General features: G+C 68.7%; 24 protein-coding genes. 7 read left to right on the forward strand and 17 right to left on the reverse strand.

Translation table 11 applies throughout. The annotated features are described in order from the left end of the window. Window positions 1-3: 3 nt before the first annotated feature. Genes V2J18_RS15695 through grxD form a run of 3 tightly spaced genes read right to left on the reverse strand, consistent with a single transcriptional unit; the run spans window position 4 to window position 1,660 of the window. Window positions 4-600 carry a YhgN family NAAT transporter gene (locus tag V2J18_RS15695; protein ID WP_064748365.1) on the reverse strand — a complete coding sequence of 199 codons (597 nt, stop codon included), beginning with the start codon at window positions 598-600 and terminating at the stop codon, window positions 4-6. Further along, window positions 597-1,343 (reverse strand): SDR family NAD(P)-dependent oxidoreductase, encoded by a 747-nt coding sequence (locus V2J18_RS15700; protein WP_336132263.1) that lies wholly within the window; start codon window positions 1,341-1,343, stop codon window positions 597-599. The genes V2J18_RS15695 and V2J18_RS15700 overlap by 4 nt, the downstream gene beginning before the upstream one ends. Next, window positions 1,340-1,660, reverse strand: coding sequence for a Grx4 family monothiol glutaredoxin (gene grxD / locus V2J18_RS15705; protein ID WP_064748363.1), 321 nt, complete (start codon window positions 1,658-1,660; stop codon window positions 1,340-1,342). Before grxD ends, V2J18_RS15700 begins: the two co-directional genes overlap by 4 nt. 189 nt (window positions 1,661-1,849) lie before the next feature. Between grxD and V2J18_RS15710 the strand changes: the two genes are divergently transcribed. Continuing rightward, the gene (locus tag V2J18_RS15710; RefSeq protein WP_064748362.1) at window positions 1,850-2,428 is read left to right on the forward strand and encodes a superoxide dismutase; all 579 of its coding nucleotides are present in this window, start codon (window positions 1,850-1,852) and stop codon (window positions 2,426-2,428) included. A gap of 140 nt (window positions 2,429-2,568) precedes the next feature. Continuing rightward, complete coding sequence (locus V2J18_RS15715; protein WP_064748361.1) at window positions 2,569-4,494, forward strand: esterase/lipase family protein; 1,926 nt, start codon at window positions 2,569-2,571, stop codon at window positions 4,492-4,494. Between the two features lie 102 nt (window positions 4,495-4,596). Here the strand turns inward: V2J18_RS15715 and V2J18_RS15720 are convergent, their stop codons facing one another. Together V2J18_RS15720 and purE are read right to left on the reverse strand one after the other, a co-directional pair. Further along, window positions 4,597-5,736 carry a 5-(carboxyamino)imidazole ribonucleotide synthase gene (locus tag V2J18_RS15720; protein WP_064748360.1) on the reverse strand — a complete coding sequence of 380 codons (1,140 nt, stop codon included), beginning with the start codon at window positions 5,734-5,736 and terminating at the stop codon, window positions 4,597-4,599. After that, window positions 5,733-6,257, reverse strand: a complete 525-nt coding sequence (gene purE, locus V2J18_RS15725; RefSeq protein ID WP_064748359.1) for a 5-(carboxyamino)imidazole ribonucleotide mutase — start codon at window positions 6,255-6,257, stop codon at window positions 5,733-5,735. The genes V2J18_RS15720 and purE overlap by 4 nt, the downstream gene beginning before the upstream one ends. Before the next feature lie 64 nt (window positions 6,258-6,321). On the opposite strand from purE, the gene V2J18_RS15730 reads away from it, so the two are divergent. The 3 genes from V2J18_RS15730 to V2J18_RS15740 are packed head-to-tail and all read left to right on the forward strand — an operon-like array spanning window position 6,322 to window position 7,830. Then, window positions 6,322-6,591 (forward strand): Trm112 family protein, encoded by a 270-nt coding sequence (locus V2J18_RS15730; RefSeq protein WP_064748358.1) that lies wholly within the window; start codon window positions 6,322-6,324, stop codon window positions 6,589-6,591. Further along, on the forward strand, window positions 6,588-7,466 hold the full coding sequence (gene nadC, locus V2J18_RS15735) for a carboxylating nicotinate-nucleotide diphosphorylase (RefSeq protein ID WP_336132267.1): 879 nt from the start codon (window positions 6,588-6,590) through the stop codon (window positions 7,464-7,466). Before V2J18_RS15730 ends, nadC begins: the two co-directional genes overlap by 4 nt. A 40-nt stretch (window positions 7,467-7,506) precedes the next feature. Then, entirely contained in the window at window positions 7,507-7,830 is a 324-nt protein-coding gene (locus V2J18_RS15740) for a DUF3301 domain-containing protein (protein WP_064748356.1), read from the forward strand. Window positions 7,831-8,094: 264 nt separating this feature from the next. Here the strand turns inward: V2J18_RS15740 and V2J18_RS15745 are convergent, their stop codons facing one another. The 6 genes from V2J18_RS15745 to V2J18_RS15770 all read right to left on the reverse strand — a co-directional run bounded on the left by V2J18_RS15745 (window position 8,095) and on the right by V2J18_RS15770 (window position 13,491). Further along, window positions 8,095-8,556 (reverse strand): ClpXP protease specificity-enhancing factor, encoded by a 462-nt coding sequence (locus V2J18_RS15745; RefSeq protein WP_425606034.1) that lies wholly within the window; start codon window positions 8,554-8,556, stop codon window positions 8,095-8,097. Window positions 8,557-8,674: 118 nt separating this feature from the next. Beyond that, window positions 8,675-9,310, reverse strand: a complete 636-nt coding sequence (locus tag V2J18_RS15750; protein WP_064748441.1) for a glutathione S-transferase N-terminal domain-containing protein — start codon at window positions 9,308-9,310, stop codon at window positions 8,675-8,677. A 187-nt stretch (window positions 9,311-9,497) separates the two neighbouring features. Next, complete coding sequence (locus V2J18_RS15755) at window positions 9,498-10,157, reverse strand: cytochrome c1 (RefSeq protein WP_261370127.1); 660 nt, start codon at window positions 10,155-10,157, stop codon at window positions 9,498-9,500. 160 nt (window positions 10,158-10,317) lie between these two features. Further along, entirely contained in the window at window positions 10,318-11,577 is a 1,260-nt protein-coding gene (locus V2J18_RS15760) for a cytochrome b (RefSeq protein WP_064748354.1), read from the reverse strand. Window positions 11,578-11,580: 3 nt separating this feature from the next. Continuing rightward, on the reverse strand, window positions 11,581-12,192 hold the full coding sequence (gene petA / locus V2J18_RS15765) for a ubiquinol-cytochrome c reductase iron-sulfur subunit (RefSeq protein ID WP_064748353.1): 612 nt from the start codon (window positions 12,190-12,192) through the stop codon (window positions 11,581-11,583). Between the two features lie 297 nt (window positions 12,193-12,489). Further along, window positions 12,490-13,491, reverse strand: a complete 1,002-nt coding sequence (locus tag V2J18_RS15770) for a lytic transglycosylase domain-containing protein (protein ID WP_336132274.1) — start codon at window positions 13,489-13,491, stop codon at window positions 12,490-12,492. Between the two features lie 152 nt (window positions 13,492-13,643). On the opposite strand from V2J18_RS15770, the gene miaB reads away from it, so the two are divergent. Together miaB and V2J18_RS15780 are read left to right on the forward strand one after the other, a co-directional pair. After that, on the forward strand, window positions 13,644-15,071 hold the full coding sequence (gene miaB / locus V2J18_RS15775; protein ID WP_425606035.1) for a tRNA (N6-isopentenyl adenosine(37)-C2)-methylthiotransferase MiaB: 1,428 nt from the start codon (window positions 13,644-13,646) through the stop codon (window positions 15,069-15,071). Window positions 15,072-15,092: 21 nt separating this feature from the next. After that, window positions 15,093-15,590: a GNAT family N-acetyltransferase gene (locus tag V2J18_RS15780; protein ID WP_336132276.1), complete on the forward strand. Its 498-nt coding sequence runs from the start codon at window positions 15,093-15,095 to the stop codon at window positions 15,588-15,590. 449 nt (window positions 15,591-16,039) lie between these two features. On the opposite strand, the gene V2J18_RS15785 is transcribed toward V2J18_RS15780, so the two are convergent. The 6 genes from V2J18_RS15785 to V2J18_RS15810 all read right to left on the reverse strand — a co-directional run bounded on the left by V2J18_RS15785 (window position 16,040) and on the right by V2J18_RS15810 (window position 23,231). After that, window positions 16,040-17,434, reverse strand: coding sequence for a DUF1501 domain-containing protein (locus V2J18_RS15785; RefSeq protein ID WP_336132277.1), 1,395 nt, complete (start codon window positions 17,432-17,434; stop codon window positions 16,040-16,042). A 23-nt stretch (window positions 17,435-17,457) separates the two neighbouring features. Next, window positions 17,458-19,284 carry a DUF1800 domain-containing protein gene (locus V2J18_RS15790; protein WP_336132279.1) on the reverse strand — a complete coding sequence of 609 codons (1,827 nt, stop codon included), beginning with the start codon at window positions 19,282-19,284 and terminating at the stop codon, window positions 17,458-17,460. Between the two features lie 245 nt (window positions 19,285-19,529). Beyond that, the gene (locus tag V2J18_RS15795; protein ID WP_336132281.1) at window positions 19,530-20,615 is read right to left on the reverse strand and encodes an ABC transporter permease; all 1,086 of its coding nucleotides are present in this window, start codon (window positions 20,613-20,615) and stop codon (window positions 19,530-19,532) included. Continuing rightward, a complete protein-coding gene (locus V2J18_RS15800) occupies window positions 20,612-21,535 on the reverse strand; it encodes an ABC transporter ATP-binding protein (protein ID WP_425606113.1) in 924 nt (307 codons plus the stop codon). Before V2J18_RS15800 ends, V2J18_RS15795 begins: the two co-directional genes overlap by 4 nt. A gap of 44 nt (window positions 21,536-21,579) precedes the next feature. Beyond that, complete coding sequence (locus V2J18_RS15805; RefSeq protein WP_425606114.1) at window positions 21,580-22,524, reverse strand: HlyD family secretion protein; 945 nt, start codon at window positions 22,522-22,524, stop codon at window positions 21,580-21,582. Between the two features lie 26 nt (window positions 22,525-22,550). Beyond that, window positions 22,551-23,231, reverse strand: coding sequence for a TetR/AcrR family transcriptional regulator (locus V2J18_RS15810; protein WP_064748345.1), 681 nt, complete (start codon window positions 23,229-23,231; stop codon window positions 22,551-22,553). Window positions 23,232-23,908: the final 677 nt, after the last annotated feature.

Genomic DNA, 23,908 nt, shown 5'->3' on the forward strand with positions numbered 1-23,908 from the left:
GCCTCAGGGCGGCGAGATCTGCAGATAGGTGCCGAGCCCGTCGAGGAACATCTGCACCGAGATCGCCACCAGCAGCATGCCCATCAGGCGTTCGATCGCGATCAGGGCGCGGCGGCCCAGCAGCTTGTACAGCAAGGTGGCCGAGAACAGGATCGCCGCGGTCGCGCCCCAGGCGATCATCAGCGCCAGGCTCCAGTCGCCCAGGCGCGAGGGGTCGTTGCTGCCCATCAGCATCACCGCGGCCATGCCCGAGGGGCCGGCCACCAGCGGAATCGCCATCGGCACGATGAAGGGCTCGCCGTCGGGCAGTTCGCCCATCAGCCCTTCCGGCGGCGGGAAGATCATGCGGATGCCGATCAGGAACAGGACGATGCCGCCAGCGATCGACACCGACTCCTGGCGCAGGTGCATCAGCTCCAGCGCGTACTTGCCGCCCCACAGGAACATCATCAGCACGGCCAGCGCGATCAGCAGCTCGCGCGCCAGGACGATGCGCTGGCGCTTGGGCGGCAGCCCGCGCAGCAGGCTGAGGAACACCGGGATGTTGCCCAGCGGGTCGAGGATGATGAAAAGCAGCAGCGCGGCCGAGGCGACGGTCATGGCGTCGGCGTCCAGATCCGGCCGCGGTGCGCGGCGCCGGCCGGCGACAGCAGGGTCACCGCCGCGGCCGCGTAGGCCGCCGGCTCGCGCGCGGCGCGGTCGCTCTCTTCCACGTAGGCGCGGGCGCGCAACGGCGTGCGCATCGGCCCGGGACGCAGGCCGGACACGCGCACCGGGGAGTTGCCGAGTTCGGCATGGAGCATGCCGACCAGCGCCGCCAATCCGTGCTGGGCGGCGCCGTAGCCGCCCCAATAGGCCTGGCCGACCCGCTGCGGGTCGTCGACGGCGAACACCAGCGCCGCATCCTCGGCCCGCGCCAGCAGCGGCAAGCAGGCCTGCGACAGCCACCAGGGCGCGGTCAGGTTCACGTGTACGGCGCGCGCGAACGCGGCCGGGTCGGTCTGCATCAAGGGCGTCAGGCCGGCGAAGTCGGCGGCGCAGTGCAGCACGCCGTCCAGCCGGCCGAGTTCGGCTTCGATCCGCGCCGCCATCTCGGCATAGTCGTCCGGCTGCGCGCCTTCCAGGTCCAGCGGATACAGCAGCGGCTCGGGGCCGAGCTTGGCCAGGGCGTCGTAGACGCGGTTCAACTTGGCCGGCTTGCGGCCGAGCAGGACCACGGTCGCGCCGGACTGCGCGCAGGCGGCCGATGCGGCCGCGCCGAGACCGCCGGCGGCCCCGGTGACGAGCACGACCCGCCCGGCGAGGACCGGCGCCGGCGCGGAGCTGGCGGCGCTGGAACTCACTGCGACTGGGTCTCGCTGATCATTCGCGCCAGTTCGCCCGACTCGTACAGCTCCAGGGTGATGTCGCAACCGCCGATCAGTTCGCCATGGATGAACAATTGCGGGAAGGTCGGCCAGTTGGAGTAGCGCGGCAGATTGGCGCGGATCTCCGGATCCTCGAGCACATTGACCGTGTGCAGCGAGGTCGCGCCCGCGGCCTTGAGCGCCTGCACGGCGCGGCTGGAGAAGCCGCACATCGGGAACTGCGCGGTGCCCTTCATGAACAACACGATCGGATGGGCTTCGACTTCGGCCTGGATCCGTTCCATCACGGACATGGGTACTGCTCCTGCGAGGGCGGGTTGCCGACTTTGACGGTTCGGCAACCCGGCGTGGGGATAGAATATGAATTGTAAGCCTTCAAGGCGTCGCACAGGCGGCCGTCCGGGAACTCCATTGTCCCGGGACCGGAACGCCGGCCGCGGCGCCCCCCGCTAGCCAGCCCCCTCGACTCTTGGAGCCCGCCAATGGCCATCGAATTGCCTGCCCTGCCCTACGACCGCACCGCGCTGGAACCCACCATCTCGGCCGAGACCATCGACTTCCACTACGGCAAGCACCACAAGGCCTACGTCGACAATCTCAACAAGATGATCGAAGGCACCGAGTTCGCCTCGCTGTCGCTGGAAGAGATCATCAAGAAGTCGCAGGGCGGCATGTTCAACAACGCCGCCCAGATCTGGAACCACACCTTCTACTGGAACTGCCTCTCGCCCAAGGGCGGCGGCGAGCCGACCGGCAAGCTGGCCGAGCTGATCAACAAAGCCTTCGGCGATTTCGCCAAGTTCAAGGAAGAATTCACCAAGACCGCCATCGGTACCTTCGGTTCCGGCTGGGCCTGGCTGGTGCAGCGTCCGGACGGCTCGCTGGGCCTGGTCAGCACCCCGAACGCGGCCACCCCGCTGACCGGCGAAGACACCGCCCTGCTGACCTGCGACGTGTGGGAACACGCCTACTACATCGACTACCGCAACGCCCGCCCGAAGTACGTCGAGGCGTTCTGGAACCTGGTCAACTGGGACTTCGTCGCCGCCAACCTGAAGTAAGCGCGCGCGGTCCGCAGCATCGGGACGGCCGGGGCGACCCGGCCGTCTTTTTTTTTAGCGCCCACCCGCCGCCAGACCGGTTCCGCGCCGCCGTTGCGTTGCTGGATATGCACGCATCGCCGCCGCAGGAGCCCGGACGTATGAACAGCATCGGCCGCACGAGCTGCATCGGCCGCAGGGTCCGGACCGCCGCGCTGTCGCTGGCGCACCACGGCTTCGCCGCCGGCCCGGCCGCGGCGCTGGCCCTGGGACTGGCCGGCTGCCCCGGCCCCGAACCCGCGCCCGGCCCCGACGGGCAGACCCAGGCCGCCGAAGCGCCGGCCAACACCACCGATCCGCGCTGGATCCGCCAAGCCCAACCGCACGCCAAGATCGCGGTGGTGTTCGTCCACGGCATCTTCGGCGATACCCTCGGCACCTGGACCCACGCCAACGGCGCGCGCTTCTTCGACTTGCTCGGCAGCGCGCCCGGGGTCGGCGACAAAGTCGACACCTACGCGTTCGGTTTCACCTCGCGCATGTTCGGCCAGGGCTCGCAGGACATCCGCGAGGCCTCGCTCAAGCTGCACGAGTACCTGCAGTACCACGGCGTGACCGACTACGACACGGTGGTGTTCGTCGCCCACAGCATGGGCGGGCTGGTGGCGATGCGCGAGCTGATCTCGCATCCGGAGCTCAGCGCCAAGGTGCCGCTGCTGATGTTCTACGCCACGCCCCAGGAAGGCTCGGACATCACCCGCATCGCCAAATACGTGGTCCAGAACAACGCGATCCGGCAGATGCTGCCGGCCGACGGCAACGACTACCTCAAGCAGCTCAGCGACGACTGGACCGGGCTGAAGGCCGCCGGCCGGGCGCCGAAAGTGATCTGCGCCTACGAAACCGTGACCACCCACGGCCAGATGATCGTGAAATGGACCAGCGCCACCCGCTTCTGCGACGAAGCCCCACCCGGCATCGCCGGCGCCGACCACATCAGCATCGTCAAACCCGACCGACAGGAGCACGAGTCGGTGGTCAAACTGGTGAACGCCTTGCGCCGCTATGCGCTGCCGCGACTGGAGGCCTCGGCCTGGGACACGCCCGATTTCGTGCCCGAGGCCGACGGCTGGAGCTACGTGCTGCAGCGCGCCGACGACCTCAACCACGCCGGCCTGATCAACAAAAGCGCGACCAGCCAAAGCTATCGCATCGCCCTGCCGCAGAATTCCAAGCTGTGGATCTCGCCGGAAACCACGCCCAAATTGATTCCGGCCGGAGGTCGCGAGGACCTGCGCCTGTTCGTCTACGGCGTGCCGCAGGCGGAGTACCGCTTCACCCTGCAGCTGGCTTCGCTGCCCGAACGCACGGTGGTGGTGCGGATCCCGGACCTGGCCGCGGCGCAGACGGCCAAGACGCAGCGGCTGGAAGCCACCGCCGAGGCGATCAATGCCCGGATCGAATCGGCCGATGGCGGCGTCGCCTTCCAGGACCTGCCCGATCAGGCCAAGTGGCAGGCCGTGGCCGAGGCCGCGCAGGCCTCGATCGCCGCCGAACGCCCGGACCTGCCGGCCGGCGCGCGCTGGGTCGCCGCCGCCGACACCCTGTCCGAACTGGGCATGCTGGATTCTTCGGTGGCCGCCCTGCACACAGTCGAGCAACGCTACCCGGGCACGGCCAAGTCGATCGCGGTCAAGCAGGTCGCCGCGCAGATCTCGGCCCAGTCCGGCCGCGACGACGTGCCGGTGGCGCCGAAACTACAGCCGCAGCTGCAGCCGCGCGAACGCCCGGCCGGCACCGCGCCGCGGCCCGACACCGCTCCGCCTTCCGAATCGCGGCGCGACCCGGTGGTCGTCGCGCCGGCCGTGACCGCACCCGCCGTCGCCGCCACGCCGGCAGTGCGCGAGTTGTCGGTCAAGCTGCAGTCGATCCCGGCGACCCGACGCGAAGGCTTGTCGCTGCAAGGCGATGTGCTGAAGGCGCAAGGCGACACCGCCGGCGCAGCGCGCGCCTATTCCGAAGCCAAGTCGATCCGCGCCACGCCCCTGCTCGAGGCCAAGTTGCGGGGGGCTGGGAATGGGGATTAGGGATTAGGAAATCGTCGAAGCAAAAGCGCGTTTAACGGTGCCTGGCGCACGAGTGCGCAGCACCGCTCTGACCAATCCCCAATCCCTAATCCCGCCTTGGCCTCAGGCCAAGGCAAGAATCACCGGCTCGACCTGCGCCTGGCGACCGAGCGCGACACCGACCCGGCGCAGCGCCGCGGCCAGTTCGGCCGGGTCGTCGGCGCGCAAGGTGGCGTGGCCGACCTTGCGCCCGTCGCGCGCGGACTTGCCGTAGTCGTGCCAGTGCCCGCCGGCTTCGGCCAGCACCGGCGCGGCCTCGGGCATCGCGCCGATCCAGTTGAGCATGCAGGCGTGGCCGAGCATGCGGGTGTCGCCCAGCGGCAGCCCCAGCACCGCGCGCAGATGGTTCTGGAACTGCGAGGTCTCGCTGCCTTCGATGGTCCAGTGGCCGGAGTTGTGCACGCGCGGGGCGAGTTCGTTGGCCAGCAGCACGCCGTCGCGGCAGAACAGCTCCAACGCGAACACGCCGACGTAGTCCAGCGCCTGCGCCAGCTTGCGGGCGTGGGCGATCGCGGTCGCGGCCAGTTCGTCGTCGACCCGCGCCGGCGCCAGGCTGGCCGACAGCACGCCGTCGACGTGCCAGTTCTCGGTGATCGGCCAGGCGCGGAATTCGCCGTCGCGGCCGCGCACCGCGACCACCGACAGCTCGCGCTCGAAGCGCACGAAGCCTTCCAGTATCAAACCGACCTTGTCGGCTTGCGCGCCCAGCGCGTCCCAGGCGGCGTCCAGGTCGGCCGGAGCCTTGATCCGGAACTGGCCCTTGCCGTCGTAGCCCAGGCGGCGGGTCTTGAGGATGCAGGGCGTGCCGATCCGCTCCACCGCCGCGGCGAGCTGCTCACGGGTGTCGATCGGGGCGAAGTCCGGCACCGGAATGCCGAGTTCGCGGAACAGGGTCTTTTCGGCCAGGCGGTCCTGGGCCACGGCCAGCGCGCGCGGGCTCGGGAACACCGGCCGGCGCTCGGCCAGCCAATGCGCCGATTCGGCCGGGACGTTCTCGAAATCGAAGGTCGCCACGTCGATCTTGGACGCGAACTCGTCCAGCGCCGGCTGGTCGGTGTAGTCGCCCACCACCATCGGCGCGAACTGGCCGGCGCAGGCGTCGGCGGTGTTGTCCAGGACCAGGAAACGCAGGCCCAGCGGCGCGCCCGACAGGGCCAGCATGCGGGCCAGTTGCCCGCCCCCGAGGATGCCGACGGTGGTCATCGGCGCGGGTCGTCGTTGGCCAGCACGTCGTCGGTCTGGCGAGCGCGGAACGCGCTCAGCGCCGCGCCGATCGCCGGATACTCGGCGGCCAGCAAGGCGGCCGCGAACAGGCCGGCGTTGGCCGCGCCGGCGTTGCCGATGGCGAAGGTCGCCACCGGAATGCCGGCCGGCATTTGCACGATCGACAGCAGCGAGTCCATGCCGTTGAGCGCCTTGGACTGCACCGGCACGCCGAGCACCGGCACCGCGGTCTTGGCCGCGAGCATGCCCGGCAGGTGGGCGGCGCCGCCGGCGCCGGCGATGATCGCGCGCAGGCCGCGCGCGGCGGCGGTGTCGGCGTAGTCGAACAACACGTCCGGAGTGCGATGGGCCGAGACCACCCGGACCTCGTGCGGGACGCCGAGCGCCTCCAGCTTGGCGGCGGCGTGCTGCATGGTCTCCCAGTCCGAGCGCGAGCCCATGACGATGCCGACCAGCGGCGGCGGAGCGGACGAGGGGGCGGAACTCTGGGCTGGGGACATGGGACGTGCCTTGGCGCAAAGACGTATTCTAACGCCCTGTCCCGTCGTACCGGCATCGCACCGTATGGATCGCAAATTGCTCGACCTGCTCGTTTGCCCCACCACCCGCCAGCCCCTGCTGCCCCTGGACAGCCGCGGCCTGCAGGCGTTGAACGCGGCGATCGCCGCCGGCGCGGTGGTCCGCGGCAGCGGCGACGCCCAGTCCCAGACCCTGCGCGAGGCCCTGGTCACCCGCGACCGCAAGATCGTCTACATCGTCGACGACGGCATCCCGCTGCTGGACGCGGAGAACGCCATCGCCGCGGCCCAGATCGACGGCCTGCCGGCCGCATGAACGCGCCCGAGCGCGACCTGACCCCGCCGCCGGCGGGCGAGATCGAGGCCGACGTCGCCGACGCCCTGGCCGAGGACCTCGGCCCGGGCGACGTCACCGCCTCGCTGCTGCCCGACGCCGCCGACAGCGCCTACCTGCTGTGCAAGGAAGACGCGGTGGTCTGCGGCCGGCCCTGGTTCGACGCCTGCCACCGCGCGCTCGACCCCGAGGTCGTGATCGACTGGCGCGTGGCCGAGGGCGACCGAGTCGCCAAGGGCACGGTGCTGGCGACCCTGCAGGGTCGCGCCCGCGCCCTGGTCAGCGCCGAGCGCGCCTCGCTGAACTTCCTCCAGACTCTGTCCGGCACCGCCACGGTCACCGCCCGCTACGTCGAGGCGGTGCGCGGCACCGGCACTCGCATCCTCGACACCCGCAAAACCCTGCCCGGCCTGCGCCTGGCGCAGAAGTACGCGGTCCGGGTCGGCGGCGGAGTCAACCACCGCATCGGCCTGTACGACACCGTCATGCTCAAGGAAAACCACGTCCGCGCGGCCGGCTCGCTGACCGCGGCGATCCACGGCGCACGCGACCGTTATCCGCAGCTGCCGCTGATCGTCGAGGTCGAGACTCTGGCGCAGCTGCGCGAAGCCCTGGACCAGGGCTGCGACCGGATCTTGATCGACGACTTCGACGCCGCGACCCGGCGCGAAGCCGTGCGCATCGCCCGCGCCGCGCCCTATGGCGGGCGGATCCCGCTGGAAGTCTCCGGCGGCGTGGACCTGGAAGGCCTGCGCGCGATCGCCGAGGACGGGGTCGACTGCATTTCGATCGGCGGCCTGACCAAGCATGTGCGCGCGATCGACCTTTCGCTGAAACTCGGTCCGCCGCCGGCCTGAGCCCCTTGGCTTTGCCCTTCGCCGCCGCCACCACTGCGCCATGCCTACCCTGATCCTGCTGATGATCTTCGGCGCCGCCGCCTTCGCTTTCTGGAGCGCCGGCCGCGCCGCCGCGGAGCGCGCCGAGGCGGTCGGCCGCGACGCCTGCCGCGCCGCTGGCGTGCAATGGCTGGACCAGAGCGTGCACGCCGTCGGCCTGCGCCTGATCCGGCGCGAAAGCGGCTGGCTCGGCTTCGAGCGCACCTTCCGTTTCGACTATTCGATCGACGGCGAAGACCGCCACGTCGGCCGCCTGGTGCTGCGCGACGGCCGCCTGGTCGCGTTCAGCGGACCGGTCGCGCGCGAACCGGCGTCGCTGCACTGAGCGCCAGCCACCTGTAGAAGCGGCGCGAGCCGCGACAACCGCAGCGACGTCCGCCAGCGCGGTTGCCCGAAGTCCGGCCATGCGAGGGCTGTGCGCGCTCATGCCGATCGGCGCAATTCTTGACGCAGGCGAGCATCGTTCAGCGCTTCGGTGGTCGCGGCTCACGCCGCTCCTACGACAGCAGCCGAAGACGGCGACGCGAGAACGGGGCATGGCGGTCGCGGCTTACGCCGCTCCTCCCCCATGCGCAAGGTTCGCGGCCGCTTACTTGACGATGCGCAGGTGTCCGCCGCGGCGCGGCGTGGGGGTCTGCGGGCCGTCGTCGTCGCCGCCGTCGCTGGGGTCGTTGGGGACCGCGGTCAGGGGCGGGGTCGCGGTTTCGCCGGCCTCGTCCTCCAGGCCCGCCTCTTCCATGCCGACGTCTTCCGGCAGGGCCATGCCCTGCCCGGTTTCGCGGGCGTAGATCGCCAGCACCGCGCCGACCGGTACCGATACCGGATGGCTGACGCCGCCGAAGCGGGCGCTGAAACGGATCACGTCGTTGCCCATTTCCAGGTGCGAGACCGCGCGCGCGGCGACGTTGAGGACGATCTTGCCGTCCTTGACCGCGTGGCTGGGCACCTGCACCGCCGGGCGGGTCGCATCGACCAGCAGATGCGGGGTCATGCCGTTGTCGGCGATCCACTCGTACAGCGCCCGCAGCAGGTAGGGGCGGTGGCTGGTCATCGTCGAGCTGCTTTCGGTCATGCCGGCATTTTAGCCCCATGCCGGCATGCGCGACGAGGCGTCCGCGCCGAAGCCCCGGATCCGGCACCGCGGCGCGCCCACGCCGTGGCGCTGAAACTCAGGTCGGCAGATCGCGCAAGCGCCGTTCCTGGTCGGTCAGACTGCGGCTGAACCCGGGGCTGCGGAAGATCCGGTTGCCGTAGTCCTCGATCGCCTTGCCGTCCTTCGGCAGGGCCACGTCCAGAGAAGGCAGGCGCCAGATGATCGGCGCCATGGCGCAATCGGCCAGGCTCATCTCGGGGTTGAGGAAGAACTTGCTGGCCTTGAACAGCGGCACCGAGGCGGTCAGCAGTTCCTTGAGCCGCTTGCGCGCGGCCTCGGCCTGGACTTTGTTGCCCATCTGAATCGCCTGCACCTGCGGCACCCAGTCGTGCTCCAGGCGCAGCATGGCCAGGCGCAGGCGGGCGCGGGACAGCGGGTCGACCGGCATCAGCGGCGGGTGCGGATAGCGCTCGTCCAGGTATTCGCTGACCACGCTGGCCGCGTACAGGACCAGGTCGCGCTCGACCAGGGTCGGCACCGAGTGATAGGGATTGAGGTCGACGAGGTCTTCCGGCGGATTCTGCGGGTCGACCGGTATCAGGTCGTAGTTCACGCCCTTGGCCGCCAGCACCAGGCGGACGCGATGGCACAGGACGCAATCGGTGGACGAAAACAGAGTCAGGGCATTACGCATACGGGGGCTCGCCGCCATCATCGACCTCTCCAGCGACCGGAATCCGCCAGTCGCAAGACGCCCTCCACCCGCTGTGGAAGGTCGTCACGGCCTCGAGTCCGCGCTTCGTTCCGCCCTCGTCCGCCTCCGGACCGGCGGCTCCCCGGCCGCCCCCGCAAACGGAAAAGCCCGCGCCTTGCGGCCCGGGCTTCTCGCTGGACTGGGATCAGTGTTCCACGTCGCGCCAGTACTCGGTCTTCAACAGATACGCGATGAAGGTGAACAACGCCAGGAACAGGATCACCCAAACGCCGATGCTCTGGCGCTTGAGCGCGGCCGGTTCGCCGGCGTACTCGAGGAATGTGGTGATGTCGCGCACCGCGGTCTTGAAGCCCTGCTCGTCGAGCGAGCCGGGCTGAACGACCTTGAGCGCATGCACCGGACGTTCGCCGGTGGTCTTGTCGGGTTCGCCGAACTCGGCGTGCTGCAGCCCTTGCAGCTCCCACAGCGGGTTCGGCATCGAGGCGTTCGGGAACAGCTTGTTGTTCCAGCCCAGCGGCCGCGACTCGTCGAGGTAGAACGAATTCAGGTAGGTGTAGACCCAATCGCTGCCGCGCACGCGGGTGATCAGGCTCAGGTCCGGCGGCATCTTGCCGAACCACTGGTTGGCGTGCGCCTCGGTCAGGTTGACCTGGATGTGCTCGCCGAACTTGGCGCCGGTGAAGTTGAGGTTCTTCATGACCTCCTCTTCGCTCAGGCCCAGATCCTCGGCCATGCGCGAATAGCGCAGGTACTTCAGCGAATGGCAGCCGGAGCAGTAGTTCATGTACAGCTGGGCGCCGCGCTGCAGCGAGGCGCGGTCGCTGAGGTCGGTGCCCGACTGCATCAGGTCGCCGCCGCCGGAGGCGAAGGCGGTGGCCGACACGAGCAGGCCGGCGGCGAAGGTGGCGAGCTTCTTCACGATGCGGTTCTTCTTGAAGGGCTGGCTATTCGGAAAGTCCGCACGCGGGCGTGCGGGCTCTTGCAGAGGGACCTGCATAGCGTGGTTAGTCATGCATCGTCACCCGTTCCGGCACCGGCTTGGTCTTGTCCAGCTTGGTCCACAGCGGCATGGTGATGAAGAAAACGAAGTACAGGAAGGTCAGCACGCGGCCGATGATGGTCTCGACCGGATCGGTGCCGGGGCCGGCGCCGATCTTGCCCAGCCACAGGAAGCACACCGCCAGCACGGCGAGCATCAGCTTGGTGATCCAGCCGCGGTAGCGGTGCGACTTGACCTTGCTGCGGTCCAGCCACGGCACCAGGAACAGGATCGCGATCGCCGCGAACATCACGATCACGCCGCCGAGCTTGTCCGGGATCACGCGCAGCATCGCGTAGTACGGCGTGTAGTACCACACCGGCTTGATGTGCTCCGGCGTCACCAGGCGGTTGGCCTCGGTGAAGTTGTCGTGCTCGAGGAACCAGCCGCCGAAGGCCGGGGCGAAGAAGATGATGAAGGCGGCGATGATCAGGAAGAAGCCGACCCCGACCAGGTCCTTGACCGTGTAGTACGGGTGGAACGGAATGCCGTCGGCCGGCTTGTTCGCGTCCCAGCGGTTGCCCTTCGGGCCGTACTTGATGTCGACGCCGTCGGGATTGTTGGAGCCGACCTCGTGCAGCGCGCCCAGGTGCAGCACGACCAGCAGCAGCAGCACCAGCGGCAGCGCGATCACGTGCAGGGCGAAGAAGCGGTTGAGGGTGGCGTCGCCGGGCAGGTAGTCGCCCATGATCCACTCGGTCAGGCCGTTGCCGATCACCGGGATCGCGCCGAACAGCGAGATGATGACCTTGGCGCCCCAGAACGACATCTGGCCCCACGGCAGCACGTAGCCCATGAAGGCTTCGGCCATCAGCACCAGATAGATGAACATGCCCAGGATCCACACCAGCTCGCGCGGCTTCTGGTACGAGCCGTACATCAGGCCGCGGAACATGTGCAGGTAGACGACGATGAAGAACAGCGAGGCGCCGGTGGAATGCATGTACCGGATCAGCCAGCCCCATTCCACGTCGCGCATGATGTACTCGACCGAAGCGAAGGCCTCGGTCGCGCTCGGCTTGAAGTGCATCGTCAGGAAGATGCCGGTGACGATCTGGTTGACCAGCACCAGCAGGGCGAGCGAGCCGAAGTAGTACCAAAGATTGAAATTCTTCGGCGCGTAGTACTCGGTCATGTGCTTGCGGTAGACCGGCATCATGCCGGGCGCGCGGGCGGTGACCCAGTCGAACACGTTGTTGGCGGTGCGGGTGAGGATGTTGGCCATGGCTTACGCCGCTCCCTTCGGGTCAACGCCGATCACGATCGTGGTGTCGTTCTCGTAGTGATGCGGCGGCACCAGCAGGTTGATCGGCGCCGGCACGCCCTGGAACACGCGCCCGGCCATGTCGAAGCGCGACTTGTGGCAGGGGCAGAAGTAGCCGCCCTTCCATTCCGGATCGAACGGTTCGGGGCGGATCTCGGCCTTCATTTCCGGCGAACAGCCCAGGTGGGTGCACAGGCCGACCAGGACCGAGATGTCCGGCTTGATCGAACGCAGCTCGCCCTTGATGTAGTCGGGCTGCTGGTCCTTGTTGTCCGACTTGGGATCGCGCAGGTGCGGATCCAGGGTCGGCAACGCGTCGAGGATCGCCTTGGAGCGCTTGACGATCCAGATCGGCTGGCCGCGCCACTCAAGGATCAGCCGCTGGCCCTCGGCCAGGGCGCTGATGTCGGCCGTCACCGGAGCGCCCGCGAGCTTGGCGCGCGCGCTCGGATTCCAGGACTTGATGAAAGGCACCGCCGCAAAGCCGGCCCCGACCGCGCCGACCACTGCCGTGGTCGCCGTCAGGAACCGACGGCGGCCCGTGTTGATAGGATCGTGGACCCCTTGGTTGGCCATCCGGCACTCCGCAAAGCTGCAGTTCGAAGTTACGCCGCGAAGACCTGCACCAGGAGCGACTACTTGTACCACTGGCGGAAGGCTGGCGGCTCAAAAGACAGGGAAGTGTAGCGGAACCGTTAAGGGCGCGACAATCGGCCCTATTGCAAAAAACCGGACCGCCCGCACCCGCGCGTCCGCGCCCTGCCTGGGCGACGCCCGACGGACGCCGCGACCGCGACAGGAAACGCGGTAAAACAAGCGAAAAACGACTCTTTCCAGGCTACCGCCGCGGCGCCTCCCCGGCGCCGGACGGGCTCAACGCGCCAGGGTCGCCGCGGCGCGATAACGCTCGGCCAGCACGCCGACCCGCTGCACGTAGCGCTGGGTCTCGCTGTACGGGGGCACGCCCTTGTACTTGTCGACCGCGCCCTCGCCGGCGTTGTAGCCGGCCGCGGCCAGGGTCAGGTTGCCGTTGAAGCGCTTCAGCAACCACGCCAGGTACTGCACGCCGCCCTGGATGTTCTGGCCGGCGTCGAAGGCATTGGCGACTCCGAAGCGGCGCGCGGTGGCCGGCATCAACTGCATCAGCCCCTGCGCGCCGACCCGCGACATCGCGTTCGGGTTATAGGCCGACTCGGCGTGGATGATGGCGCGCACGATCGCCTCTTCGACCCCGTGCTGGCGCGCCGCGGCGGCGATCTCGTTCGAGTAGGCCTCGGTGTTCAGGCGCAGGGTGCCGAAGTTGACCCCCGGCCGGGCCGCGCAGGCGAAGCAGGTCTCGATGAAGGAATAGCGGATGGTGCGCACCGCGGTGGCGCTGGCCAGCCCCTTCGGCCGCTTGCTGGTGTAGTGGCGCACGCCGTCCTGGATATAGGAGTAGACCTGGCCTTGCACCAACCGGGTCGGCGGCGCCTGCGGCGCGGCCGGTGCCGGCGGCGGCGTCACCGGCGCGATCGCGTTGGCGGCGCCTGCGGTCGCGGCGGCGGCGGCCGGCGCGGCGGGCTTGAGCCCGGCCGCGGTCATCATCGCCGCGGCCCCGCTGTAGGTCGCCGGCGGGTTGTTGTTGACCGTGGCCGGCGCGCCGAGCGCGGCGACGCTGGCGGCCGGCGGCGGCGCGTACGGCGCCGGGGCCGGGTTGCGCGGCCGGCTGGCGCGGCTGGTGTATTGGCTGGCGACCACGCAGGTCTGGCCCTTGGGCTTCTTGCTGACGTAGCTGCGCTCGCCGGCGGCGTTCTCGCAGCGCCAGACGGTACCGGCCACGGCCGGCGCCACGGCCAGCAGGCAAGCCATCCCCAACAGTAGTGAGCTCCCCCTCATGGCGGCGAGTGTCCTCTGCCGCGCCCTCACTGCCAAGTCTTTGATACTGAAACGTGACCGGCGGCGCGGACAGGGCCCGCCGGGCCCCGGTTGCGGCTACACTGTCGCCCCCTTCCGGCGCGGATTAACCGCCGCCCTCCCCGGACCGAACCATGACCGACCTGCACCCCCTGCCCACGGCGCCCGCCGCGGGCGCCGCCCGGCCGTCCACGCCCGGCGCCAAGAAACTGTTCATCGAGACCCACGGCTGCCAGATGAACGAGTACGACTCGGCCAAGATGGCCGACGTGCTCGCTGCCAGCGAAGGCCTGGAGCTCACCCAGGACGCCGCCGAGGCAGACGTCATCCTGATCAACACCTGCTCGATCCGCGAGAAGGCCCAGGAGAAGGTGTTCAGCCAGCTCGGCCGCTGGAAGCAGCTCAAGCAGGGCGGGCGCCCGGTCATCATCGGCGTCGGCGGCTGCGTCGCCTCGCAGGAGGGCGCGGCGATCGTCAAGCGCGCTCCGCACGTGGATCTGGTGTTCGGCCCGCAGACCCTGCACCGCCTGCCCGAGCTGATCCGCGCCAAGCGCGAGACCGGCCTGCCCCAGGTCGACATCAGCTTCCCGGAGATCGAGAAGTTCGACCGCCTGCCCGAGCCGCGCGCCGAAGGCCCCAGCGCCTTCGTCTCGATCATGGAAGGCTGCAGCAAGTACTGCTCGTTCTGCGTGGTGCCCTATACCCGCGGCGAGGAAGTCAGCCGGCCGTTCGAGGACGTGCTGGTCGAAGTCGCCCAGCTCTCCGGCCAGGGCGTGCGCGAGATCAACCTGCTCGGCCAGAACGTCAACGCCTACCGCGGGCCGATGGCCGGCGAGGACGGCGCCGCCTCGGCGGAGGTCGCCGATCTCGGCCTGCTGATCCACACCATCGCCCAGATCGACGGCATCGACCGGATCCGCTTCACCACCTCGCACCCGCTGGAGTTCAGCGACTCGCTGGTCGAGGCCTACCGCGACGTGCCGCAGCTGGCCGACTACCTGCACCTGCCGGTGCAGGCCGGCAGCGACCGCATCCTGGCGGCGATGAAGCGCGGCTACACCGCGCTGGAGTTCAAGCAGAAGATCCGCAAGCTGCGCGCGGTGCGCCCGAACATCTCGATCTCCTCGGACTTCATCGTCGGCTTCCCCGGCGAGACCGAGGCCGACTTCGAGAAGACCATGAAGCTGATCGAGGACGTCGGCTTCGACCAGTCGTTCTCGTTCATCTATTCGCGCCGCCCGGGCACCCCGGCCGCGGACCTGGAAGACACCGTCTCCAGCGAGGAGAAGCACGCGCGCCTGTCGCGCCTGCAGGCGGCGATCAACGCCAATGCGGCGAAGATTTCCCAGGCCATGGTCGGCAGCGTGCAGACGGTGCTGGTCGAAGGCCCCTCGCGCAAGAACCCCAACGAGCTCACCGGCAAGACCGAGAACATGCGCTCGGTGAACTTCCCCGCCCCGCCGCGGCTGATCGGCCGGTTCGTCGACGTGCTGATCACCGAGGCCATGTCCAACTCGCTGCGCGGCCGGGTGGTCACCGACCAGGACGCCGGCGCCGCCTGACCCGCACCCGGAGACCTGCGCATGGATCGCGACTTCAACATCCGCGAAATCGGCCCGGACGAATTCGAGCGCGTGTGGCCGATCTTCCGCGAGGTGCTGGCCCGCGGCGAGAGCTACAACTACCCCGCCGAACTGTCGATGGAGCGGGCGCGGGAGATGTGGACCAGCCCGCCCTACCGCAGCTTCGTCGCCGAGGGCGACGACGGCGAGGTGCTGGGTTGCTACAAGCTCGGCCCCAACTACGCCGGCCGCGGCGACCACATCGCCAACGCCAGCTACATGGTCGCCGAACGCTATTGGGGCAAGGGCATCGGCGCCGCCCTGTGCGCGCACTCGCTGGCCCAGGCCAGCCAGGCCGGCTTCGCCGCGATGCAGTTCAACTACGTGGTCAGCAGCAACGCCGCCGCGGTCAACCTGTGGCTCAAGCACGGCTTCGAGATCGTCGGCCGCGTGCCCGGCGCGTTCCGCCATGCCAGCCTGGGGCTGGTGGATGTGTTCGTGATGTATCGGCCGTTGTGAGGCGGGGATTGGGGATTGGGGATTCGTTGAAAGCGTGATGGGGAATCGCGAAAGCGGTGGAGGGTCGCGTCGCTAAGGCTGCCCAACTCCCGCTTATCTCCCTCCTGCCTCGCTCTTACCCCCTTATCTCGCCATCGCCCTTCATCGCACCCTGGCCGCCTTTTCGTCGCGCGTCTGACAGCCACGTCGCGATCCTGGCCGCCTCCAACATCGTCGCGCCCTTGCCTACAGCCCGTCATTCCCGCGAAAGCGGGAATCCAGGGCCGTTCGCGCGAGAACGCTTGAAGTCGGTGGATTTCCTCTTTCGTCGGGATGATGGACCGCAACGAAATCGCTGACGGCCCTGGCCTGCGAATACCCGGCTCCGCCGCAGCAAAGCGGAGCGCGCTCTTACCAGCGTTTGCACCCGAAAAGATCCCCGGCGCGCGACTGCGCGCGCGCCGGGCCGGCTAGGCCATGAATCCAAGATCGCGCGAGTTGAAGTTGCCCAAGTTCGGGAAGATCAGATCCAGCTCGCTGTCGCCCACTCCGAACCACCGGGCCAAGGTCGCCCCGTACTGGTCTACCGAGGTGGTCGGAATGATCTGGCCCCAGCCGGCGTCGTCGGCGCCGCCGTTGATCAGGGTCGGCATGGTGCCGAAGAATCGCCCGCCGCGCACCGCGCCGCCGACGATGAAGTGATGCCCGCCCCAGCCGTGATCGGAGCCGTCGCCGTTGGAGGACAAGGTGCGGCCGAAATCCGAAGCGGTGAACGCGGTGACCTTGTCGGCCACGCCGAGCTCGCCGGTGGCCGCGTGGAAAGCGGTCATCGCCTGCGACAGCCGCGCCAGCAAGCCGGGCTGATCGCCGAGCAGACTGTCGTGGTGGTCGAATCCGCCCATCGACACGAAAAACACCTGCCGCTTCAGGCCCAGCACCTCGCGCACCTTGATCAGCCGCGCCACCATCCGCAACTGGCTGCCCAGATCGGTGTCCGGAAACGCGGTCTGCAACGGCGCGGAGGCCTCCAGCGCCATCGCCACCGCCGAGGCGTTCTCGCGCGCGCGCCGGAACGCGCCGGCGTAACTGCGCCCGAACACGTGCGGCTGCGCGCCGGGCGCCATCAGCTCCAGAAAAGCGCGGCGGCTGTCGTCGTCCCACTCGAAGCGGCTGAACTGGCGCGGACCGTCGTTGCCGATCACGTACTGGCTGGACTGGCTCGCGCGCTGCAGGATGCTTTCGAAGTTCAACGACACCGACATCGGGATGAAGGCATCGGGATTGGCGTCGCGCAGCAGGTCGGCGATGTGCCCGGCCCAACCGAAACCGCGGCCCTCGCCGGTACGCGAGACCTGCCAATACTGTTGCTGATCGTTGTGCGAGAACAGCTGCGGCGGCAATTCGACCCTTTGATTGAGGTAGTCGGCCTTGCTGGTCGGCCGGATCAGGGTACCGACATTGCCCAGCACCGCCGCCTGCCCGCTGTTGAACAAGCCTTGCAGGCCGCCCATGCCGACCGGGTCATCCTCGGTGGTGCAGGCCTGCAAGCCGTACTCCGCGCCGTCCGAAGCGCCGCCGCCGGCGCGCGCGACCAGGGGCAGCAGCCGGTCCTGATCGACCGCCAAGGTAGCGCGCGCGGCGCGGTACTGTTGATAGTGGCCGTCGTCGCGCGGCACGATCATGTTCAACGAATCGTTGCCGCCGAACAGGAACACGCAGACCAGAGCCTTGTAATCGTCGAAGCGCGACGGGCCGTAAGCGTTGGCGGCCGCCTGCGCCAAGCGCAGATTGCCGAGCGCGGAATAAAGGCCGGCGCCGCCGAGCGCGGCGCAGATCGTGTTGGTCAGGAATTGCCGACGTTTCATGGGTGCTATCTCCGTATTCCGGCTTACTTCTGCACGATGTAATCGGGCGAGTTGACGATCAGGTACAACGCCTCCTGCACCCGCAGGCGCTTGGCCGCGGTGGTATTGGCCGGCATGGCGGTCAACCGCTGGGTCAGCACTTGCTTCATCCGGTCGCTAATCTGCCCCGACAGGAACAGCGCGTCGTAACGCGCGATCAACGCGGGAATGTCGTGCGCAACCGCGACCTCCGCGCTGAGGTCGATCGCCACCTCGTCGTTGCCGATGCCTTCCGGATTGCCGACGTAGGCGTCGAAAATCTTCCTCATCAGATAGCTTTCGTTGGCCGGCATCATGTAATCGGTCGCCAACTGCAGTTCCGGCGCCACCAGTCCCAGACTCTGCGGCTCGCCGTTGGGGCTGTAGCGCGGGCTGAAGAAGTTGAACACCGACGGCGCATACATCGGCACCTGGCCGAGGTAGTTGTCGACGCTCCAGAACTCCTCGGTGTGCCCGCTCTTGGACTTGCCCTTGAGCGCGCGCCACAGATGGGTCAGGCGCAGGATCGGCTCGCGCACCTTGCCGAAATGCGCCGGTTGCGCGGCCGGATCGCGCGCTTCGGGATCGAGCAAAATCGCGCTGACCACCGCGCGCAGGTCGCCGCGCACGCCCTGGCCGTTGTCGTTGAACGCCGCCGCGACGCGGCCGACGTAGGCCGGGCTGGGATTGCTGGTCACCAGCCGCTGGATCAACTGCTTGCCGATGAACGGCCCCACGTTGGGATGATTGAAGATATTGTCCAGCGCCGCGCTCAGGTCGCTACGGCCGCTGCCGCCGGCGGCGAGCTTGCCGGCCGGCAGGCTCACGCCGGGATACAGCAGCAACTGCTTCTCCTGCGCCGAGGCGTGGTACGCCGCATGGTTCTCCATCGGCGACACCCAGGCCGGCGCGGTGATGTCGTAGAAATAGCAGTCGAACGAGCCTTCGGCCTGGCAGCCCTTGAAGGTCCAGCCGGTGAACACGTGGGCGAACCCCCTGACGGTGTCCTGGCCGTAGGTCGGGATGGGCTGCTGCTGCGCATCGAGCAGCGGCGTTCCGTCTTGATTGAGCTGGACCAGGCCGACGCTGAACAACTGCATCACTTCGCGCGCGAAGTTCTCGTCGGGACGGATGTTGTTGACCGGATCGGGCTTCCGGTTCTGCAGCATCGACAGATAGATGCCCATCACCGGATGCAGCGTCACGTCCTCGAGCAAGGTGCGGTAGTTGCCGAACGCATCGCGGGCCAAGGTGTCGTAGTAATGGGTCATCCCATACGTTGCGTGATACAGCGGATCGGAGGTCGCATCGGACACCACCATGATCTGGCTGAGCGCGAACGCCACCCGCTGGCGCAGTTGATCGCGGTGCACGATCTGGGTCGGCTTGATCGGGTCTTTGCCGCCGACGGCGTTGACGAACCACGCGTCCAGCCGCCAATCGCGGCTGTAGTCGTCGGGTCGGCGCGCCCTGGCGTTCTTGAGGAACGTCAATTGCGAAGACACCGGGAAGCCGATCTGCTCGTTGATCCAGGCGGTGTAGCCGATCTGCTTGAGCCGGTCGATGTCCTCGCGGGTCGGTCCGAACGTGGCCTGGGCGAGGAAGCGCGCGGCTTCGCCGTCGGTCGCTGGAATGTCGGCGAACCGCGCCGCAGGCGCAGCGCCGATCGCGTCGCGGTCGCTGCGCAGTTGCAGCGCATCCGGCGCGCCGGGGTACGGCCCGTAGTGGTCGGGCATCGGCGTGACGCCGCGCAAGGCGATGAAGATGCCCAGCGCTAGCAACAGGCGCGACGATGCGCCCATCCGCGCCGCGCGCAGAAGTGTCGATTTCATTGCAGGCCCCCAAGGCTGGCTGTTCGGCAGCGATGCTAGGGGCGACGCCGGCGCCGGAATTTGATCGGCGACGCGTTTTCCATTGGAAACACAACCAAATCCGGATTGACAATCACGGAATTACGCGGCCGTGACAATCGTCATCGGCGCCGCGTGATCGTCGCTTGCCGCCGCGCGGGCGGCAGCGCACCTCGGCTTTCGGCGAGCGCGCGACGACGCACGCGCGGCGGTCGCGGCGACGACGCTCAGTCCAGGCGCTTGCGGAACCGCGCCACCGCCAGGCTCATCATCGTCGCGATGAACCCGACCAGGTAGAGCACGTCCTGCCACAGCTCCCACAGGCTGGCGCCGCGCAGCATCACCCCGCGGATCAAGCGTAGGAAATGGGTCATCGGCAGCACTTCGGCCAACCACTGCGCGACCCGCGGCATGCCCGCGTAGGGAAACATGAAGCCCGACAGCAGGATCGACGGCAACAGGATGAACACCGTCATCTGCATGGCCTGGAACTGCGAAGCGGCCTTGGTCGAGATCATCAGGCCCAGGGTCAGATTGGCCAGGATCAGCAGGATCGCCGCCAGGTAGACGTCGAGCACGCTGCCGCGGATCGGCACCTGGAACAGCCACAGCCCGAGCAGGATCACCACCGTGGTCTGGATCAGCCCGATCAACGCGTACGGCAACACCTTGCCGACCATCAGTTCGGTGCGGCTGACCGGGGTGGTGATCAGCAGTTCCATGTTGCCGCGCTCGCGCTCGCGCACGATCGCCACCGAGGTGAACATGACCATGGTCATGGTCAGGATCACGCCGATCAGGCCCGGCACGATGTTGACCGGCGAGCGCCGCTCCGGGTTGTAGAACGACACCACGCCGATCGGCGCGGCCTTGCGTGGCGCGGCCACGCCGTCGATCGGCAATTGCGCGAGTTGCACCGCCGCGCTCTGCACCACCGTGTCGCTGCCGTCGACCAGCACCTGCACCGCTTCGCGGCCGTCGATGCGCCGCCGCTCGAAATCCGCCGGCACGCTGACGCCGACGCTGATCTCGCCGCGACGCAGCATCGCCATCAGCTGCTCGGGGGTGTCGGCCGTCGCCACCGGCCGGATGACCCCGGTCGCGACCATGTCCATGACCACCGCGCGCGAGCCGGCGGTGCCCGACTGATCGGCGACCGCCGCGGTGAGCCCGCGCGGATTGAGGTTGATCGCGTAGCCGAACAACACCAGCTGCCCGACCGGAATCATCACGATCATCGCCAGGGTGATGCGGTCGCGGCGCAATTGCCGGACCTCCTTGAGCACGATCGCCCACAGCCGCCGCAGATTCATGATCCGCTCTCCGCGTCCGCCGCGCGCCGCTCGCGGCCGCGGGTGGCCGAAACGAACACGTCTTCGAGATTGGGTTTGGCCCGGCCGACCTCGGCCTCCAGGCCGGCCGCGCGCAGGGCGTCGCGCAGCACGCGTTCGCCGACCCGCGCATCGGCCAGCAACACGCGCAGGGCATTGCCGACCTGCGCCACGCTGAGCACGCCGTCGAGATCGACCAACACCCGCTGCGCCCTGCGCGGCTGCGCCGCCAGCACTTCGACCGCGCGGCCGTCGAGCTGGCCGGCGAGTTCGGCCGGGGTGCCGTCGGCGACCAGCACGCCGCGGTCGAGAATGGCCAGGCGATGGCAGCGCTCGGCTTCGTCCATGTAATGGGTCGAAACCAGCAAGGTGGTGCCGGCGTCGGCGAGCTCGAACAGCTTCTCCCAGAAGTCGCGTCGCGATTCCGGATCGACCGCGCTGGTGGGTTCGTCGAGGAACAGCAGCTCGGGCTCGTGGATCACGGCGCCGGCCAGGGCCAGGCGTTGCTTCTGCCCCCCGCTCATGGTGCCGGCGAGTTGCTTCTGGCGGTCGCCGAAGTGGTATTGCTCGATCAGCTCGTCGACGCGCTTGCGCGCGCGCTCGCGCGGCAACTCCTGCACCGCGGCCAGGAATTCCAGGTTCTCGCGCACGCTGAGGTCTTCGAACAGCGAGAACTTCTGGGTCATGTAGCCGATCCGCCGGCGCAACGCCTCGGCCTGGGCCGGGATCTTCAGCCCCAGCACTTCGATCTCGCCTTCGCTGGGAGTCAACAGGCCGCACAGCATGCGGATGGTGGTCGACTTGCCGGAGCCGTTCGGGCCCAGGAAGCCGTACACGCAGGCGCGAGGCACGCTCAGGTCGACCCGGTCGACCGCGCGCAGCGAGCCGAACTGTTTGCTCATGCCGCGTGCGCGGATGACCCACGCAGCGCTTTCGGGCAGCGCGCTCATCGCGCGAACTCGACCCGCACCGGCAGCCCGGCCGGCAGCGCGACCGCATCGGCCTCGGTGAACTCCACTTCGGCCAGATAGCTCAGGCGCGCCGCGTCCTCGCCGGTGAGCGCGTAGTACGGCGTGAAACTGGGCTCGCTGCGGATCATCCGCACGCGGCCGGTCCAGGCGCGCTCGCGGCCTTCGATGCGGATCCGCGCATTGCCGCCGACGCGGACATCGGCGCGGATCGTCTCGGGCACGTAGACCCGCGCATAAGGACGCTCGCCGACCAGCATCACCGCCAGCGGCGCGCCGACCGGGGCCTGATCGCCGAGCTTGTACGGCAGGCTGTCGACCACGCCGTCGCGCGGCGCCAGCACGTCGAGCTTGGTCAGGCTGATCGCCTGCGTCGCGGCCTGGGCCTGCGCGGCGGCGAGCGCGGCGCGGCCCTGGGCGATGCGTTCGCGGCGGGTGCCGTGCTCGAGTTCGAGCAGCGCGGCCTGCGCCGCGCGCACCCGCGCCTGGGCATTGCCGGCGGCGGCGCGGGCACGATCGACCTCGGCCGCGGCGATCAGGCGCTGCAAGCCCAGCGGCTGCACCCGCGCGTAATAGGCAGCCGCATCGCGCGCCTGCGCCTGCGTCGCGGCGACGTTCGCGCGCGCTTGTTCGATGCTTTCGCTGCGCGCGCCGGCCTCCAGTTCGGCCAGCGCATCGGCCGACTGCTGCGCCTGCGCCTGCGCCGCCTCGGCCTGGGCCCGGCTGCGATCGGCTTCCAGTTGCAGCAAGCGCGCGCCGGCGCGCACGCGCTGGCCTTCGCGCACATCGATCCGCACCACTTTCTCGGCGACCGGTGCCGGCAGCGTGACCCGGTCCCACTCCAGGGTGCCCAGCGCCTGCGGCGCGCGCTCGCCGCAACCGGCGATCAGCAAGACGGTCAACGCGGTCAACACGCGCACCATGACGGTTCGGGAAATCGGGCGAGTGGTCATGGTTGCAGTCCGCGATCGAGCAGGGCCAATGCGTGCCGGCGTTGCCGGTCCAGATCGAGATCGTCGGCATCGAACAGATGGCGCCAGATCGGCGCGCTCGCCGCCGGGAACAGGGTCAGGCCGATCAGGCTGACCATCAGCAGGCGCGGGTCGAGATCGGGGTTGATCTTGCCCTCGGCCTGGGCCTGGGCGAAGCGCGCCGCCATCATCTTCGGCAAGGCCGGCGCGATTTGCTGGAACAGCACGCTTTCGCGCAGCGCCCCGCCCTCGCACAGCACTTCGCGCACCCACAGCGACGGCAGCCAGGGATGCGCGGCGACGATCCGGCCCATGCCAGCGACGAAGCCGCCGATCAGGTCGAACACGTCGCCCTCGCCGGCCGCGCTTCCGCGCAGGCTCATGAACACCGGCAGCAGGCGCTCGCCGACTACCGCCTGTTGCAGCTGCTCCTTGTCGCCGAAGTAGTAATGCAGCAGCGCCGGGTTGACCCCGGCTTCGGCTGCGATCGCGCGCAACGAGGTCGCGGCGATGCCCTGGCGGGCGTAACAGGCGATCGCCGCGTCGAGCAGGCGCTCGCGCAGGTCGGGGTTGTCCGCCGCCGCCGGCCGCCCGGGGGCGCGGCGCACGGCGGCGGTCTTGCGCGGTCGTCCGCGCGGCTTGGGGGCTGACGGGTCCATGCGCCATATTTAATTCAGTGATTAATTAGTTTTCAAGAGCCAGCCGACGGACGGTCGGACCCGTGGCGACGCGACCGGACTGGGATGGCTTTGATAGGAGCGGCGCGAGTCGCGGCTGCCGCAGAGGCGAAATGCCGCGCCGGCCGCCACACTGGCGATCCGGGCACCGCCGGAAGCGACCGGTTGCCCGGGCTTCGGTCGCGACGCCCGCGCGCACCTGTGCGTTGTTCCCGGCTTGCGCCGCTCTTCCCCCACCCGCCGCGATGCAGCGCCTGCTCTTGCCTTTGCCTTTGCCTTTGCCTTTGCCTTTGCCTTTGCCTCTGCCTCTGCCTCTGCCTCTGCCTCTGCCTTTGCTGTTGCTGTTGCTGTTGCTGTTGCTGTTGCCGTTGCCGTTGCCGTTGCCGTTGCCGTGAATAGCTTGGCGCCGCATCGAACTTGCGAGAACGCCCTGACGCCCCGGAGGGCGGCCCGCAGGGAGGCGGGCCGTGCGCAGCCAGGCCAAGGATGGCCTGTGCGGAGCAGCCCGGCGAAAACCTCGTCCCATAGTGGCTTTTGATCCGAAAACAGCCATGGCGTTTTCTTTGGTTACTTTTGACCGAAGGAAATCCAGTCGGACTTTGTCGCCTTGGACAAAGAAAGTGACCCGGCCGCTTGCGGACGGAAGCTTTGCTTTGGAG

The organism is Lysobacter firmicutimachus (assembly GCF_037027445.1).
Taxonomy (GTDB): domain Bacteria; phylum Pseudomonadota; class Gammaproteobacteria; order Xanthomonadales; family Xanthomonadaceae; genus Lysobacter; species Lysobacter firmicutimachus.

Excerpts from the sequence above, each read along its gene's own strand:
- V2J18_RS15695 (WP_064748365.1), bottom strand. The coding sequence starts at position 600 with ATGACCGTCGCCTCGGCCGCGCTGCTGCTTTTCATCATCCTCGACCCG.
- grxD (WP_064748363.1), bottom strand. The coding sequence starts at position 1,660 with ATGTCCGTGATGGAACGGATCCAGGCCGAAGTCGAAGCCCATCCGATC.
- V2J18_RS15710 (WP_064748362.1), top strand. The coding sequence starts at position 1,850 with ATGGCCATCGAATTGCCTGCCCTGCCCTACGACCGCACCGCGCTGGAA.
- V2J18_RS15715 (WP_064748361.1), top strand. The coding sequence starts at position 2,569 with ATGAACAGCATCGGCCGCACGAGCTGCATCGGCCGCAGGGTCCGGACC.
- V2J18_RS15720 (WP_064748360.1), bottom strand. The coding sequence starts at position 5,736 with ATGACCACCGTCGGCATCCTCGGGGGCGGGCAACTGGCCCGCATGCTG.
- purE (WP_064748359.1), bottom strand. The coding sequence starts at position 6,257 with ATGTCCCCAGCCCAGAGTTCCGCCCCCTCGTCCGCTCCGCCGCCGCTG.
- V2J18_RS15730 (WP_064748358.1), top strand. The coding sequence starts at position 6,322 with ATGGATCGCAAATTGCTCGACCTGCTCGTTTGCCCCACCACCCGCCAG.
- nadC (WP_336132267.1), top strand. The coding sequence starts at position 6,588 with ATGAACGCGCCCGAGCGCGACCTGACCCCGCCGCCGGCGGGCGAGATC.
- V2J18_RS15740 (WP_064748356.1), top strand. The coding sequence starts at position 7,507 with ATGCCTACCCTGATCCTGCTGATGATCTTCGGCGCCGCCGCCTTCGCT.
- V2J18_RS15745 (WP_425606034.1), bottom strand. The coding sequence starts at position 8,556 with ATGACCAGCCACCGCCCCTACCTGCTGCGGGCGCTGTACGAGTGGATC.
- V2J18_RS15750 (WP_064748441.1), bottom strand. The coding sequence starts at position 9,310 with ATGGCGGCGAGCCCCCGTATGCGTAATGCCCTGACTCTGTTTTCGTCC.
- V2J18_RS15755 (WP_261370127.1), bottom strand. The coding sequence starts at position 10,157 with ATGCAGTCGGGCACCGACCTCAGCGACCGCGCCTCGCTGCAGCGCGGC.
- V2J18_RS15760 (WP_064748354.1), bottom strand. The coding sequence starts at position 11,577 with ATGGCCAACATCCTCACCCGCACCGCCAACAACGTGTTCGACTGGGTC.
- petA (WP_064748353.1), bottom strand. The coding sequence starts at position 12,192 with ATGGCCAACCAAGGGGTCCACGATCCTATCAACACGGGCCGCCGTCGG.
- V2J18_RS15770 (WP_336132274.1), bottom strand. The coding sequence starts at position 13,491 with ATGAGGGGGAGCTCACTACTGTTGGGGATGGCTTGCCTGCTGGCCGTG.
- miaB (WP_425606035.1), top strand. The coding sequence starts at position 13,644 with ATGACCGACCTGCACCCCCTGCCCACGGCGCCCGCCGCGGGCGCCGCC.
- V2J18_RS15780 (WP_336132276.1), top strand. The coding sequence starts at position 15,093 with ATGGATCGCGACTTCAACATCCGCGAAATCGGCCCGGACGAATTCGAG.
- V2J18_RS15785 (WP_336132277.1), bottom strand. The coding sequence starts at position 17,434 with ATGAAACGTCGGCAATTCCTGACCAACACGATCTGCGCCGCGCTCGGC.
- V2J18_RS15790 (WP_336132279.1), bottom strand. The coding sequence starts at position 19,284 with ATGAAATCGACACTTCTGCGCGCGGCGCGGATGGGCGCATCGTCGCGC.
- V2J18_RS15795 (WP_336132281.1), bottom strand. The coding sequence starts at position 20,615 with ATGAATCTGCGGCGGCTGTGGGCGATCGTGCTCAAGGAGGTCCGGCAA.
- V2J18_RS15800 (WP_425606113.1), bottom strand. The coding sequence starts at position 21,535 with ATGAGCAAACAGTTCGGCTCGCTGCGCGCGGTCGACCGGGTCGACCTG.
- V2J18_RS15805 (WP_425606114.1), bottom strand. The coding sequence starts at position 22,524 with ATGGTGCGCGTGTTGACCGCGTTGACCGTCTTGCTGATCGCCGGTTGC.
- V2J18_RS15810 (WP_064748345.1), bottom strand. The coding sequence starts at position 23,231 with ATGGACCCGTCAGCCCCCAAGCCGCGCGGACGACCGCGCAAGACCGCC.